Source organism: Paraburkholderia nodosa DSM 21604 (genome assembly GCF_000519185.1).
In the GTDB taxonomy this organism is placed as follows: Bacteria; Pseudomonadota; Gammaproteobacteria; order Burkholderiales; family Burkholderiaceae; genus Paraburkholderia; species Paraburkholderia nodosa.
On record NZ_JAFA01000003.1, the window covers coordinates 326,005 to 339,630 of the forward strand.

Below are 13,626 nucleotides of genomic sequence, written 5' to 3' on the forward strand. Positions count from 1 at the left end.
CATGAGTACCACTCTTCCCACCACGCCTCGATCCGGCCGCGCAGCCGCAGACGCGCGCCGCGGCGCGCTCGCGCGCTTCTTCTCGCGCTTCGTGCCGTCGGGCCGCACCGCCGTGATCGGCGTGCCGTTCATCTGGCTCACGCTGTTCTTCGCGCTGCCCTTCGTGCTCGTGCTGAAGATCAGCTTCGCCGACCAGGTCATGGGCATTCCGCCCTACTCGAACCTGGTCGAGATGAAGGACGGCATGGTGCACTTCGCGCTGCAGCTCGGGCACTACGCGTTCCTGCTGCAGGACAGCCTCTATATCGCCACCTATATCAGCTCGCTGAAGATGGCGGCGGTCTCCACCATCTTTTGCCTGCTGATCGGCTACCCGATCGCCTATTACATCGCGCGCTCGAACCCGGCCACGCGCAACCTGCTCATGATGGGCGTGATGCTGCCGTTCTGGACGTCGTTCCTGATCCGCGTGTACGCGTGGATCGGCATTCTGAAGGACGACGGCCTGCTCAATCACGCGCTCATTGGCATCGGCCTGATCCATTCGCCGCTGCGGCTCTATCACAGCGACGCGGGCGTCTATATCGGCATGGTCTATTCGTACCTGCCCTTCATGGTGATGCCGCTCTACGCGCACCTCGTGAAGATGGACCTCACGCTGCTCGAAGCCGCCTACGACCTGGGCGCCAAGCCCTGGGTGGCGTTCACGCAGATCACCTTGCCGCTTTCGAAGAACGGAATCATCGCGGGCAGCCTGCTCGTGTTCATTCCCGCGGTGGGCGAGTACGTGATTCCCGAACTGCTCGGCGGCGCCGACACGCTCATGATCGGCCGCGTGATGTGGGACGAGTTCTTCAACAACATGGACTGGCCAATGGCCTCCGCCGTCACGGTGGCGATGGTGCTGCTGCTGCTCGTGCCGATGGCGATCTTTCAGTACTACCAGGTCAAGGAACTGGAGGAAGGCAAATGATCAAGCCCAACCGTACGCTCTCCACCGGCGTTCTCACGCTCGGGTTCCTGTTCCTCTATATCCCGATCATCAGTCTCGTCGTCTACTCGTTCAACGAGTCGAAACTGGTCACGGTGTGGTCCGGCTTCTCGCTCAAGTGGTACGCGGCGCTGTTGCAGGACGAAGAGTTGCTGAGCGCCGCATGGCTCTCGCTGAAGATCGGCCTCATGACCGCATTCGCCTCGGTTGTGATCGGCACGTGGGCCGGCTTCGTGCTCGCGCGCATGGGGCGGTTTCGCGGCTTCACGCTCTACACCGGCATGATCAACGCGCCGCTCGTGATTCCCGAAGTCATTCAGGGCATCTCGCTGCTGTTGCTCTTCGTCGCGCTCGAACAGATGCTCGGCTGGCCCAAGGGCCGCGGCATCGTGACGATCTGGATCGGCCACGTGATGCTGTGCGTGTCGTATGTCGCGATCATCGTGCAGTCGCGTGTGAAGGAGATGAACAAGTCCCTCGAGGAAGCCGCGCTCGATCTCGGCGCCACGCCGCTCAAGGTGTTCTTCGTCATCACGCTGCCGCTCATCTCGCAGGCGCTGCTCTCGGGCTGGCTCCTCTCGTTCACGCTTTCGATCGACGACCTCGTGCTGTCCGCATTTCTTTCCGGACCGGGCTCGACCACGCTGCCGCTCGTCGTGTTCTCGCGCGTGCGCCTCGGCCTGAACCCGGAGATGAACGCGCTCGCCACGCTCTTCATCAGCGCGGTGACGATCGGCGTGATCGCCGTGAACCAGCTGATGAGCGCACGCGAGAAGAAGCGCACGCGCGACATGCAACTCGCCTTCGTCCAGCCCGATGCCGCCGAAGCCATCACGCCAGCCGCGCCCGCTCGCGCAGTCGGTGCGCCGATCGGTCGCCGCGCCGCCTGATGAGGATTGCCAGGCAGGGAGGGGCGGCGTGCGCCGCCTCTCACCGAACTCGAACTCGAACTGATTGCAATAACGACCAACAAGGAGAATTTCGATGAAGAAGAAGTTAATCTGTCTGCTGGTGGCCGGGGCGCTGCCAGGGCTCGCGCTAGCGGACTCGACCAGCGAACAGATCAAGGCCCTGCAGGCACAGCTGAATGCCCTGCAAAAAGAGGTGAAGTCGCTCAAGACCGAACTGGCGCAATCGAAGCCCACGGCGAAGACCGCAGCCGCAGCGCCGGTCGTACCGGCCACCGCAGCCGCGCCGGTCGTGGACATCAGCTCGCCCGATTACGGCAAGGCGCAGGCAAACCTGACCAACGACCAGGTCGATGCGATGAAGCAGCAGATCGCGAGCCAGCAACTCAAGGTCGATTCGCTCACCGACGCCGCCAACACCGGTCCGCTCGCGGGTCTGTCGATCACCGGCTACATCGACCCGACGTACATCTACAACCGCGCGCCGGGCACCTCGTCGTTCCTGTTCGCGAACCACACCGGTGCGTATAACTACTTCAACAGCACGTTCGGCGACGTCTATCTCGACATCAAGAAGACCTTCGGCGTGGGCCCGATGGCGCCTTCTGCCGAAATCACGCTCATGCCCAACCGCGGCAACGGCATCACGCTGCTGCAGAACGAGCACGGCGAGATTGGCAACAATATCCTGAACACCGCCGTCGTGACCGTGCCGGTGACTTCCACGGGCACGTTCGTCGCCGGTCTCATGCCGAGCTTCGGCGGCTACGAGGTGCAGCAGTCGAACCAGATGCTCACGCTCACGCACAACCTGCTCTACGACTTCTCGGACCCGGGCAGCTATGTGGGCATTGGCTGGAATTACACGCCGGACGGCAGCCAGTGGGCGTTCAAGTTCATGATCGGCAACGAGCAGTACCGCACCAATGGCGCGGTCGTGCAGACGGGCCAGAACGCGCTCGGAGACCCGATCACCACCAGCAACAGGATCCCGACGTTCACGGCGCGTGCCGACTACACGTGGTCCAGCGCACTCGACATCGGCGGCTCGTTCAACATCGGCCGCCAGACGCTGCCGAGCGCATTCGATTCGACGACGGGCCAGGCCGTGTACGGCGTGGGCGGCCAGGCGTCGAGTTCGGGCGGCTACTTCTTCTTCGGCGAAATGGACGCGACCTACACGCTCGCGGACATCCAGTACAGCGCCGAAGCCGATTACGGCCAGCAGCAGCGCGCGGCGTTCAACGGCGGCAACGCGCAGTGGTACGGCTTCTCGCTGCTCGCGCACCGCAAGTTCAACGCGCCGGTGGTGGGCCGCATGGGCGTGACGGCACGCTACGACCTGCTCGCGAACGGCAAGAACGGCGGCGGTGGCGGCGGCATCGTGCTCAACTCGAACGGCATGGATACGGCCAACGGCTTCGGCATTGGTGCGGACTGCCTGGCGAACTCGAAGGCCGGCGGCGGCTTTGGCTTCGAGTGCAAGGGCGCAACACGCCAGGACGTCGCGCTCGACCTGCTGTTCTACCCCACGCAGCAGATCCAGGTGAAGGTGGAATATCGCCACGACTGGGCCACGCAGCGCGTGTTCCTGAACAGCGACGGCTCGTACGGCAAGAGCAACGACTTGCTGGGCGCGCAGTTCATCTACTCGTTCTGATGAAGTCGCGGCGGGCGCCGGCCTCGTGCTGTCGCCCGCCGTTTCCTGATTCGCTTTCCCTATGCTCAAATTCACCAATCAGCCTCACGCCCCGTCCTGGTACGCGGCCATCGCCAACGACACCACCGCGCACCCCACGCTCGAAGGTGCGCTCGATGCCGATGTCTGCGTGGTCGGCGCGGGCCTCACGGGGGTTTCGGCCGCGCTCAACCTCGCCGAACGCGGCCATCGCGTCGCGCTCGTGGAAGCCTCGCGCGTGGGGTGGGCCGCAAGCGGGCGAAACGGCGGGCAGTTGATTGGCGGCTTTGCCTGCGATATCGACACGTTCGCGCAGTTCATGCCCGAAGCCGAGGTCCGGCAGATTTGGGACATGGGCCTGGAGACACTCGACATCGTGAAGCGGCGCGTCAAGCAGCACAACATCGACTGCGCGCTCACGGCCGGCTATTTCACCGCCGCGAACAAGGCGCGCGACGTGGATGCACTCAAGCGCTGGCGCGACGAGGCGGCGCAGCGTTTCGGCTACGATCGCTTCCAGTACGTGGACGGCGACGGGGTGGGGCGCTACGTGGCGTCGTCGCGCTATCCCGGCGGCCTCTACGATCCCGATAGCGGGCATCTGCATCCGCTGAACTACACACTCGGGCTGGCGCGCGCGGCGGTCGAAGCCGGCGTGCGCGTGTACGAAAACAGCCCCGTCACGCGACTGCGCGAAGAAAGCGGCGCGCATGTGGTGGAAACCGCGCGCGGCAACGTACGCGCGAAATTCGTCGTGCTCGCATGCAATACGTATCTGGGCGATCTCGCCCCGGCGCTCTCGCGCAAGATCATGCCCGTGGGCACTTATGTGATCGCCACCGAAAAGCTCGGCGCCGAGCGCATGAATGCGCTGATGCCCGCTCAAGCTGCCGTATGCGACAGCCGCTTCGTGCTCGACTACTTCCGTCCCGCGGCGGACACGCGCCTGCTCTGGGGCGGCAAGGTGAGCTATTCCACCTTCGCGCCGCCCAATCTGGGCGAAGCCATGCGCCGCGACATGCTAAAAACGTTTCCTCAACTCGCTGATGTGAAGGTGGATTACGCGTGGGGCGGCTACGTGGACATCACGATGAATCGCGCGCCGCACTTCGGGCGCCTCTCGCCAACGGTGTATTTCGCGCAAGGGTTCTCGGGCCACGGCGTGAACGTCACAGGGCTCGCGGGCACGCTGATCGCCGAAGCGATCCACAGCCAGGCCGCGCGCTTCGACCTGTTCGGCAAGATCCGTCACCGCGATTTCCCCGGCGGCGCTACACTGCGAACCCCCGCCCTCGTGCTCGCAATGGCGTGGTATCGAATGAAGGACCTGCTTTGATGACACTCGACCTCGACGCCCAGGCGGACGCCCTCGCCCGCCACTCGTACTACGAAGCCACCGCCACACGCCCCGCCGACGACGACCCCGTGCTCGAAGGCACGCTCGACGCCGACGTCTGCGTGATCGGCGCGGGCTTCGCCGGGCTCTCGGTCGCGCTCGAGTGCCGCGCACGCGGCCTTTCGGTCGTGGTGCTCGACGCCCATCGTCCCGGCTGGGGCGCCTCGGGCCGCAACGGCGGGCAGACGCTCGTGGGCTTCGCGAAAGACGAAGTGCTCGAAAAGCAGCTCGGCGCGCAAGGCATACGCGCGGCGTGGGCGCTCTCCATCGAGGGCGTGAAACTCGTGCGCGAGCGCATTGCGCGTTATGGCATCGATTGCGACTTCACGCCGGGCTATCTGACCGTCGCAACGAAAGCGAAGCGCGTACCCGATCTACGCGCATGGATGGACGCCGCACGCATGCGCTGGGGCTATGATCGCCTCGAATGGCTCGACACCGACGCCACGCGCGCACGCGTGGCGTCGCAGCGTTATATCGCGGGCGTCTACGATCCGGTCTCGGGGCATCTGCATCCGCTCAAGTACTGTCTTGGCCTCGCCGCCGCCGCGCGCCGCGAAGGCGCGCAACTCTTCGCGCATACGCGTGCGCTCGAAGTCGTACGCGGCGCGCGGCCCGTCGTGAAGACCACGCACGGCGAAGTCCGCTGCCGCTTCGTGGTGTCGTGCTGCAACGCCGCGCCGGGCGGCGTGCTGCCCGGCAGTGTGGCCGCGCGCATCGCGCCCATCGCCTCGTACATCATCGCAACGGAGCCGCTAGGCCGCGAGCTGGCCGACTCGTTGATCGCGCAACGTTCCGCCGTGTGCGACAACAACTTCTTTCTCGACTACTTCCGCGTCTCGGCAGACAACCGGATGCTGTTCGGCGGCCGCGCCGATTCGACCGGCGCCGCGCCCGAGCGCCTTACAGCGGCCATGCAAACGCGCATGAGCGATACCTTCCCGCAGCTCGCCGGTGCCCGCGTGGAATACGCATGGGGCGGCTTTGTCGATGTCACGCGCAACCGCGCGCCCGACTTCGGCGCAATCGACCCGAATTATTACTATGTGCAAGGCTTTTCGGGGCACGGTGTCGCGCTCACGGGCATGGCGGGGCGTCTCGTTGCGCAGGCCATCGTCGGCGAGCGCGCCTCGTTCGATCTGTTCGCGCAGCTGCAGCACGCGCGCTTCCCCGGCGGCCCCGCGTGGCGGCGGCCCGCGCTGGAAATCGGCATGCTCTATCACCGCGTGATGGAGATGTTCTGACGCGGCACGCCCTGCACGAACTCCGAGCCTGTTATACCCTTGCGAAAGTCCGCCGCCCTCGCGCGGCGCACGCACTTCCTCTGCTTGAATCGCCTTTTCGCCAGGAGCAACAGCAATGGATTACGTCAGGTTCGGCTCGACAGGGCTGCAGGTTTCGCGTCTTTGTCTCGGTTGCATGACCTACGGCGCGCCCGAGCGCGGCACGCACCCGTGGACGCTCGGCGAGGACGCCAGCCGCCCGCTCGTCCGCCAGGCGCTCGACGCCGGCATCAACTTCTTCGACACCGCGAACACCTATTCGGACGGCACCTCGGAAGAGATCGTCGGGCGCGCGCTGCGCGACTTCGTCAAGCGCGACGACATCGTGCTCGCCACGAAGGTCTACAACCGCATGCGGCCCGGCCCGAACGGCCAGGGTCTGTCGCGCAAGGCCATCCTCACGGAAATCGACCATAGCCTCAAGCGCCTTGGCACCGATTACGTCGATCTCTATCAGATCCATCGCTGGGACTACAACACGCCCATCGAAGAAACGCTCGAAGCGCTGCACGATGTCGTGAAGGCCGGCAAGGCGCGCTATATCGGCGCTTCGTCCATGCATGCGTGGCAGTTCAGCAAGGCGCTCTACACCTCGCGCCTGAACGGCTGGACCGAGTTCATCAGCATGCAGGACCACGTGAACCTGCTGTATCGCGAGGAAGAGCGCGAAATGCTGCCGCTGTGCGCCGACCAGGGCATTGCCGTGATGCCGTGGAGCCCGCTCGCGCGCGGCCGCCTCACGCGCGACTGGAGCGAATCGAGCGAGCGCGAGGCCTCCGACAAGTTCGGCAAGACGCTCTATGGCGCCGATGCGGACAAAGCCATCATCGATGCGGTCGCCACCATCGCGCGGGCGCACAACGTCTCGCGGGCGCAAGTCGCGCTCGCGTGGCTGCTGCACAAGCCCGCCATCACGTCGCCGATCATCGGCGCGTCGAAACCGCAGCATCTCGAAGACGCTGTCGCGGCGCTCTCGCTCAAGCTCTCCGACGAAGAGATCAAGACGCTCGAAGCGCCCTATCTTCCGCATGTGATTGCGGGCCATCAGTAAGCGATGAAGCCGCCAGCAGACGTTCACGCATGATGCGCGCGAGCGTCTGCATGAGCGTGTCGGCGACTTGCGGCGGCGTTTCCGCATAGCCGAGCAGGAAGCCGTTGTAGCGCGTGGCGTCCGGTGCATCGACGCAATACGCGCTCAACGGCGAGAGATGCAGGCCGTATGCGCGCGCGGCTTCGCTCACATCGGCGTCGGCGAGCGGCGCGTCGAGGCGTACGCTCAAATGCATGCCGCCCGCGTCCGCCGACACCGTCATCATGCCGGCCAGATGCTTCTCGATTGCGGCGACCAGGCCGTCGCGGCGCTCTTCATAGAGCTTGCGCATGCGCCGCAAGTGGCGCGCGTAGCGCCCGCTTTCGATGAATTCCGCCAGCGCCAGTTGTTCCGCCACGCGCCCCTGGCGCACGAGCGTGTGATGCGCCTGCGCGAACGGCGCCGCCACACGCTGCGGCACGATCATGAAGCCGATGCGCAGCGCCGGAAAAAGCGTCTTGCTGAACGTGCCGAGATAGATCACGGGTGCGTCGTCGGCGAGGCCCTGGATCGACGGCAGCGGCGGTCCATCGTGGCGCAGCTCGCTGTCGTAGTCGTCCTCGACGATCCACGCGCCGCACGCACGCGCCTGCTCGATCAGCGCGAGCCGCCGCTCGAGGCTCAGCACGCAACCAAGCGGATACTGGTGCGACGGCGTGAGATAAACGAGTCGCGGCGGCCGCTCGCGCCAGTCGTCGGGGCGCGCCGCCATGCCCGCCGCATCGACGCTCATCGGCACGAGTTCCAGCCCCGCGGCCGTAAAGGCCACACGCGCGCCGAGGTAGCCTGGATTTTCGATCCACGCGCGCTCGCCCTCGTCCGCGAAGAGACGCGCGCACAGGTCGAGACTCGACTGCGTACCGTCCGTGACGAACACCTGGCCGGGCTGGCAGCGCACGCCGCGCGACACGCGCACGTATTGCGCAATCGCCTGACGCAGCGCCGGCATGCCCGCGCTGTCGCCATAGCCGAGATCGTGCGCGCGCAACTCGCGCAATGCGCGCTCGACCGCCGTGCGCCATTGCGCGTAGGGGAACGCGTCGAGCGCGGGTACGCCCGGGCGCAGCGCTTTCGAACCGTCGCGGCCCGCGCGGCGCGGCGGCAGTTCACGCACGCGGCGCGCAAGCGCAGGCAAGGGATCTTCGCGCTGCGCGGTGTGGGCAGGCGTCGCCGCTGCGCCGGCGCTGACCGCGTTGACGACCGAACCGTGGCGCGTAGCGCTGACGAAGCCCTCTTCCACGAGCCGCTCATACGCATAGAGCACCGAATTGCGCGCGATGCCGAGCTGCTCCGCGAGCGCGCGGCTCGACGCGAGGCGCGTGCCGCAGCCAATGTCGCCGTCGAGAATCGCGCGGCGCAGGCTCTCGTAAAGCAGGTCCTGCTGCGTAAGTTTGCGCACGGCGCGCTTCGCATAGGCCGTCATCATCAACGCGTAGTCCAAACCTGTGGCTCCATTGCTTTTGGTTTCGGTGGGACTAACAATGGTGCCACAAGTCGCTTACGCTTGGGAGTCCGGGCAAGCCTGCCAACAAGGAGACAACGCATGACCGACACGACGCTGCAAGTCCGCGCCGTCGCACCCGACGATTTCGCTGCATGGCTGCCGCTATGGGACGGCTACAACCGCTTTTACGGCCGCTTCGACGCCACTGCGCTGCCGGAACACATCACGCGCACGACCTGGTCGCGCTTCTTCGACGGCTACGAGCCCGTGCACGCGTTCATCGCCGTGCGCGGCGAGCGCGTGCTCGGCCTCGTGCACTTCATCTATCACCGCAACACGATTCTGGAAGGGCCGATCTGCTATTTGCAGGATCTCTTCACCGTGGAAGACGCGCGCGGCCAGGGCGTGGGCCGCGCGCTGATCGAGGCCGTGTATGCGCACGCGAAGGCGTCGAATTCGTCGCGCGTGTACTGGCACACACACGAGACGAATCACACGGCGATGCGGCTTTACGACGACGTGGCCGTGAAGCCCGGCTTCGTCATGTACCGCAAGGACGTTTGACAAGGCATGTGAAGCGACTCAGGCGAGATCCTTGAGCAACGAGGCGCGCACCTCGCCGTCGATGGTCTGCGTCGGCACGCGGTAATTCGGATGATCGCAGCCTATCGTGAGCGTGGCGCCTTCGCGCAAGCGCGTTTTCATCTGCGGCGTGAGTTCGAAGCGAACGAAATGCACCGCCGAGGTCTTTTCGGCGTTCTCGCGTTCGAGGTCCTCATCGGCGATCGCGTAGACGGGCGACTCGCCATCCACCTGCACGAACACGTTGTCCTCGATGCCGATCAGCCGCGCAAGCGCCGCGCGCCGCTCGACTTCACTTTCGTATTCGAGCTGCATGGTCGCCTTCAGGTTGCCGCCGTCGGGCACGAGCGGCAGATAGGCCGCGAGTTCGCCCTGAATGCCGTCTTCGTCGAAGATCTTTTCGATGTGCAGCATCTCCTGGATCTGGTAGCGGATCGTGGTCTCGTCCTCGAACAGGAACGTGAGGTGATTGCCGAGCGACACCACACGCTGCTTCTTGTGCTCGATGATGCGTTTGCGCATATCGCCCCGCACCCTGGCGTAGGCTTCCAGCGTCAACAGCGAATTTCTCGCGATCGTCATGAGTCGTGCCTCGTGAATGTTGCGGGTTGGCGTCGGGGCCTAAATGCCATAGGCGCGGCGCAGCAAGGTAATGGGGTGAGCGAGCGGCGGCTCGCCTAGCTGGTTCTCCTGGATGCCCTGCGCAATGTGATGCCCCGCGAGCTGGCAATCGGACGAGATGAAGTTCGGCCTGGCCTGGCCTGGCTCGGCCTGCCCCATCTGCTTGAACACAGGCGTGCCGATCTTCATCGACATGGCGTGGAATTCCTTCTTCACGCCGAACGTGCCCGCGTGGCCCGAACAGCGCTCGACCACGGTCACTTTCGTTTCGGGCACGAGCGAAAGCAGGTCGAACGTCTTGCGGCCGATGTTCTGCACGCGCGCATGACACGGCACGTGATACGACACGTTGCCAAGCGGCGCACGGAAATCGGTCTTGAGCAGGCCGTCGCGATGACGCGCCACGAGATACTCGAACGGGTCCCAGAAAGCGTCGCTTACGGCTTTCGTGTTGGCGTCGTCGGGGAACATCAGCGGCAGTTCGTGCTTGTACATGAGCACGCAGCTCGGCACCGCGCCGATCAGCGCATAACCTTCGCGCGCGTAACGCGCGAGCATCGGCATGTTCTGCGACTGCTTGTGCGCCACGCCCTCCAGATTACCCTGCTCCAGCAGCGGCATGCCGCAGCACCATTCGCTCTTCACCAGCTCGTAGGGAATCTCGTTGTGGTCGAGCACCGCGAGCAGATCGTGGCCGATGCCGGGCTCGTTGAAGTTCACGTAGCAGGTCGCGTAAATGGCGACCTTGCCCGGCGTGCGTTCGCCGTCGCGCACCTCGCTCGAGGCCGCGCGTTTTGCAGCGTTACGAAACTTGTGCGTGGCGAAGTCGGGCAGCCACGCCTTGCGATCGACGCCCAGCATGTCTTCCATCGCGCCGCGCATCGCCTTCGTGTGATTGATGGCGTTGACTGTTTGCGTGACGACGGGAATACCGGCGATCTGGCCGAGCGCGTCGGTATTCGAGAGCACGCGGTCGCGCAGCTTCACTTCGCCCTTGCGATAGTGAACGGCCTTGGCGCGCAGCATCAAATGCGGAAAATCCACATTCCACGGATGCGGCGGCACGTAGGGGCACTTCGTCATGTAGCAGAGATCGCACAGATAGCACTGGTCGACGACCTTGTCGAACGACGCCTTGTCGACGTCGTGCGCTTCGCCGCTATCGGTTTCATCGACGAGATCGAACAGCGTGGGAAACGCGCCGCACAGCGACACGCAGCGCCGGCAGCCCGCACAGATATCGAACACCCGCGCGAGTTCCGTGTCGAGCTTGGCCTGGTCGTAAAAAGCGTCGGAGCGCCAGTCGAGCGGATGGCGGGTGGGCGCTTCGAGACTGCCTTCCTTGTGGGGCATGACGTCTCCTTCTTTTATTTATCAGCCAAATACGCGGCTAGGTGGGCGCGCGCGAACGCGCGCCGGTGCTTGCCCGGCACGCGAAACAAAAAGCGCGCGCGTCATGGGTGCCTGCCGTCAGGCACGCGGCGACGCTCAATCCGCCTCAATCCGCCAGCACGTCCAGCGCCTTCGTATAGCGGTTGGCGTGGCTGCGCTCCGCCTTGGCCAGTGTCTCGAACCAGTTCGCGATTTCGTCGAAGCCTTCGTCGCGCGCAACCTTGGCCATGCCGGGGTACATGTCGGTGTATTCGTGCGTTTCGCCCGCAATGGCCGCCTGCAGATTCTGACGCGAGGTGCCGAACGGCAGCCCGGTTGCCGGGTCGCCTACCGCTTCCAGATATTCGAGGTGGCCGTGCGCGTGGCCGGTTTCGCCTTCAGCGGTCGAGCGAAACAGCGCCGCGACATCGTTTTGTCCTTCTACGTCGGCCTTGGCTGCGAAATACAGATAACGGCGGTTGGCCTGTGATTCGCCGGCAAATGCATCCTTGAGGTTCTGTTCCGTCTTCGAGCCCTTTAGCTGTGCCATCTGTGCCTCCATCGTTCGACCTGAAATGTGGGGACGCGACGCCATTCGCCTTCGTGCAATGCAGCATGCGTGGGCGAGTTCGCCGCACTATTAATCTAGGTTGTGGCGTTTGCGTTCCCAATTGTGAATTTCAATCCCGGCGATAGCGTAGCCGGGTTTACGCGGGCAGAAACGAGCGCAAACAGGGCCGCTGCAGGCACGCGCCATGCACGCGACCATCTGTCCTGCACTCTTCACTTTGCGCGCGCGCGGAGTCGTCCTAGACTTGGAAATTGCCGACGCGCCCGATCAATTTTGCGGAGATGCCATGCGACTTACGATCTTGATCAACGGTTCCGATCCGACCGTCAATCACGACTATGCAGTGCTCTGGCTCGACACCGACCAGCAACGCTGGTCCCGCGAGTCTCACGAAGGGATCGACCTGCCAGAATGGGGTGAATTGCGCGACACGAATGGTGTCACATCGCTGTGCGCACCGCTCGAAAACGAGCCGCTGTGCACGCTACGCGGCCTGCACGTGAACCGCCGCCAGGAAATCAGTTCCGCACACGGCGACGCGACATGGTCGTGCGAAACCTCGCACTCGCCGATGGAAGGCCAATGGCGCCTCCAGGCCGTGGACCGCCAGATGGTCCGCGCCGAGCATTCGCTTTTTGCAGGCTGAGTCGTTGTTGATGACTTGACCGATTGAATGCAGGCGGCATCATTTGCCGCCTCGCTCCTCGCGCAGCAACGCAACGCTGCCGCGCTCATTGCCTCTGTTTGTGCGTCACCTCTCGCTTGCGCCCGCCCTTGAGCGGGCGCGCGTTTTTTTGCGCCGCGTTTTTCTCCCGCCTCCACGCGCCGCCATGTGCCCGCTATACTTTCAGCCCGCTTGATCCCACCCCAGTCCAGCCTGTCCTTTCGATGAAGAAGCTGTTTGCCTCGCTTGTTGCCTCCCTGCTGCTCGCCGCCGCGAGCCATGCAATCGCCGCACCGGCCTGTTCGCAATTCGTGCCCGACGGCCAGTTCCCGACGCTCACGAATCAGCGCATGGCGCCGAAAACGCGCATGCTCTGCTATTCGGATTTTGTCGTGCTGCATTCGGGCGTCACGCACGGGCCGCTGTGGTCCGCCGAGCATCTCACGCGCGATCACCTCGAAGCCGCGAAGGACATGACGCGCACGAACCGCTTCTTCGAAGACGACCGCCTGCCCGAAGGCGAAGGCGCGACGCTCGCCGACTACAAGCGCAGCGGCTTCGACCGAGGCCACATGAGCCCCGCGGGCAACCGCTGGAACGCACAGGCCATGGCGGAATCGTTTTCACTCGCCAACATGGTTCCGCAGAATCGCGACAACAACCAGCGCCTTTGGGCCCATATCGAAACCGCCGTGCGCAAGCTCGCGTCGAAGTATGGCGAAGCGTATGTCGTGACTGGCCCACTCTTCACGGGCGCACAGCTCCAGACGATCGGCGCGGCGCGCGTGCTCGTGCCCACGCAGATCTTCAAGGTCGTGTACGTGCCTTCGCAGCAGCTCGCGTTCGCAATCGTCGCGGACAATACGGCTGTCGATCGCTACGACGTGCGCTCGGTACGCGATCTCGAAGCGCAGAGCGGCATTGCGTTCCCGGGCATTCCGGCGAATGTCGCGGCAAAGGAAAAAGTCTCGTTCAATGGCCGCGGCTTTGCCGTGAGCAAATGGGGCTGGTAGGCGCGCCCCCGTCA

The 13,626-nt window shown here is 64.6% G+C and carries 13 protein-coding genes; 9 read left to right on the top strand and 4 right to left on the bottom strand.

Translation table 11 applies throughout. The features are described from left to right. Position 1 precedes the first annotated feature (1 nt). From A3CW_RS0106040 to A3CW_RS0106065, 6 genes are all read left to right on the top strand, one after another. The gene (locus A3CW_RS0106040) at positions 2 to 973 is read left to right on the top strand and encodes an ABC transporter permease subunit (protein ID WP_035512407.1); all 972 of its coding nucleotides are present in this window, start codon (positions 2 to 4) and stop codon (positions 971 to 973) included. Next, on the top strand, positions 970 to 1,881 hold the full coding sequence (locus tag A3CW_RS0106045) for an ABC transporter permease subunit (RefSeq protein ID WP_028202759.1): 912 nt from the start codon (positions 970 to 972) through the stop codon (positions 1,879 to 1,881). Before A3CW_RS0106040 ends, A3CW_RS0106045 begins: the two co-directional genes overlap by 4 nt. A 94-nt stretch (positions 1,882 to 1,975) precedes the next feature. Next, positions 1,976 to 3,559, top strand: coding sequence for a DUF3138 family protein (locus A3CW_RS0106050; RefSeq protein WP_028202760.1), 1,584 nt, complete (start codon positions 1,976 to 1,978; stop codon positions 3,557 to 3,559). Between the two features lie 61 nt (positions 3,560 to 3,620). After that, on the top strand, positions 3,621 to 4,913 hold the full coding sequence (locus tag A3CW_RS0106055) for an NAD(P)/FAD-dependent oxidoreductase (protein WP_028202761.1): 1,293 nt from the start codon (positions 3,621 to 3,623) through the stop codon (positions 4,911 to 4,913). Continuing rightward, positions 4,913 to 6,217 carry an NAD(P)/FAD-dependent oxidoreductase gene (locus A3CW_RS0106060; protein ID WP_028202762.1) on the top strand — a complete coding sequence of 435 codons (1,305 nt, stop codon included), beginning with the start codon at positions 4,913 to 4,915 and terminating at the stop codon, positions 6,215 to 6,217. The genes A3CW_RS0106055 and A3CW_RS0106060 overlap by 1 nt, the downstream gene beginning before the upstream one ends. 115 nt (positions 6,218 to 6,332) lie before the next feature. Then, on the top strand, positions 6,333 to 7,307 hold the full coding sequence (locus A3CW_RS0106065) for an aldo/keto reductase (protein WP_028202763.1): 975 nt from the start codon (positions 6,333 to 6,335) through the stop codon (positions 7,305 to 7,307). On the opposite strand, the gene pdxR is transcribed toward A3CW_RS0106065, so the two are convergent. Further along, positions 7,255 to 8,787 (bottom strand): MocR-like pyridoxine biosynthesis transcription factor PdxR, encoded by a 1,533-nt coding sequence (gene pdxR / locus A3CW_RS45415; protein WP_051481255.1) that lies wholly within the window; start codon positions 8,785 to 8,787, stop codon positions 7,255 to 7,257. The two genes, A3CW_RS0106065 and pdxR, sit on opposite strands and share 53 nt — an antisense overlap. 102 nt (positions 8,788 to 8,889) lie before the next feature. On the opposite strand from pdxR, the gene A3CW_RS0106075 reads away from it, so the two are divergent. After that, positions 8,890 to 9,354, top strand: coding sequence for a GNAT family N-acetyltransferase (locus A3CW_RS0106075; RefSeq protein ID WP_028202764.1), 465 nt, complete (start codon positions 8,890 to 8,892; stop codon positions 9,352 to 9,354). An 18-nt stretch (positions 9,355 to 9,372) separates the two neighbouring features. Here the strand turns inward: A3CW_RS0106075 and A3CW_RS0106080 are convergent, their stop codons facing one another. The 3 genes from A3CW_RS0106080 to A3CW_RS0106090 all read right to left on the bottom strand — a co-directional run bounded on the left by A3CW_RS0106080 (position 9,373) and on the right by A3CW_RS0106090 (position 11,914). Beyond that, the gene (locus A3CW_RS0106080) at positions 9,373 to 9,954 is read right to left on the bottom strand and encodes a DUF3501 family protein (protein WP_028202765.1); all 582 of its coding nucleotides are present in this window, start codon (positions 9,952 to 9,954) and stop codon (positions 9,373 to 9,375) included. A 39-nt stretch (positions 9,955 to 9,993) separates the two neighbouring features. Then, positions 9,994 to 11,346, bottom strand: coding sequence for a heterodisulfide reductase-related iron-sulfur binding cluster (locus A3CW_RS0106085; protein ID WP_028202766.1), 1,353 nt, complete (start codon positions 11,344 to 11,346; stop codon positions 9,994 to 9,996). Between the two features lie 145 nt (positions 11,347 to 11,491). Beyond that, complete coding sequence (locus A3CW_RS0106090) at positions 11,492 to 11,914, bottom strand: rubrerythrin family protein (protein ID WP_028202767.1); 423 nt, start codon at positions 11,912 to 11,914, stop codon at positions 11,492 to 11,494. A gap of 307 nt (positions 11,915 to 12,221) precedes the next feature. Here A3CW_RS0106090 and A3CW_RS0106095 point away from each other — a divergent pair, with 307 nt between their 5' ends. Both A3CW_RS0106095 and A3CW_RS45420 read left to right on the top strand, forming a co-directional pair. Continuing rightward, complete coding sequence (locus tag A3CW_RS0106095) at positions 12,222 to 12,581, top strand: DUF3564 domain-containing protein (protein ID WP_028202768.1); 360 nt, start codon at positions 12,222 to 12,224, stop codon at positions 12,579 to 12,581. Between the two features lie 242 nt (positions 12,582 to 12,823). Then, a complete protein-coding gene (locus A3CW_RS45420; protein ID WP_035512410.1) occupies positions 12,824 to 13,612 on the top strand; it encodes a DNA/RNA non-specific endonuclease in 789 nt (262 codons plus the stop codon). Positions 13,613 to 13,626: the final 14 nt, after the last annotated feature.

What these genes read in the sequence shown, in the direction of transcription:
- A3CW_RS0106040 (WP_035512407.1), top strand. Translation starts at nt 2, where the DNA reads ATGAGTACCACTCTTCCCACCACGCCTCGATCCGGCCGCGCAGCCGCA.
- A3CW_RS0106045 (WP_028202759.1), top strand. Translation starts at nt 970, where the DNA reads ATGATCAAGCCCAACCGTACGCTCTCCACCGGCGTTCTCACGCTCGGG.
- A3CW_RS0106050 (WP_028202760.1), top strand. Translation starts at nt 1,976, where the DNA reads ATGAAGAAGAAGTTAATCTGTCTGCTGGTGGCCGGGGCGCTGCCAGGG.
- A3CW_RS0106055 (WP_028202761.1), top strand. Translation starts at nt 3,621, where the DNA reads ATGCTCAAATTCACCAATCAGCCTCACGCCCCGTCCTGGTACGCGGCC.
- A3CW_RS0106060 (WP_028202762.1), top strand. Translation starts at nt 4,913, where the DNA reads ATGACACTCGACCTCGACGCCCAGGCGGACGCCCTCGCCCGCCACTCG.
- A3CW_RS0106065 (WP_028202763.1), top strand. Translation starts at nt 6,333, where the DNA reads ATGGATTACGTCAGGTTCGGCTCGACAGGGCTGCAGGTTTCGCGTCTT.
- A3CW_RS0106075 (WP_028202764.1), top strand. Translation starts at nt 8,890, where the DNA reads ATGACCGACACGACGCTGCAAGTCCGCGCCGTCGCACCCGACGATTTC.
- A3CW_RS0106080 (WP_028202765.1), bottom strand. Translation starts at nt 9,954, where the DNA reads ATGACGATCGCGAGAAATTCGCTGTTGACGCTGGAAGCCTACGCCAGG.
- A3CW_RS0106085 (WP_028202766.1), bottom strand. Translation starts at nt 11,346, where the DNA reads ATGCCCCACAAGGAAGGCAGTCTCGAAGCGCCCACCCGCCATCCGCTC.
- A3CW_RS0106090 (WP_028202767.1), bottom strand. Translation starts at nt 11,914, where the DNA reads ATGGCACAGCTAAAGGGCTCGAAGACGGAACAGAACCTCAAGGATGCA.
- A3CW_RS0106095 (WP_028202768.1), top strand. Translation starts at nt 12,222, where the DNA reads ATGCGACTTACGATCTTGATCAACGGTTCCGATCCGACCGTCAATCAC.
- A3CW_RS45420 (WP_035512410.1), top strand. Translation starts at nt 12,824, where the DNA reads ATGAAGAAGCTGTTTGCCTCGCTTGTTGCCTCCCTGCTGCTCGCCGCC.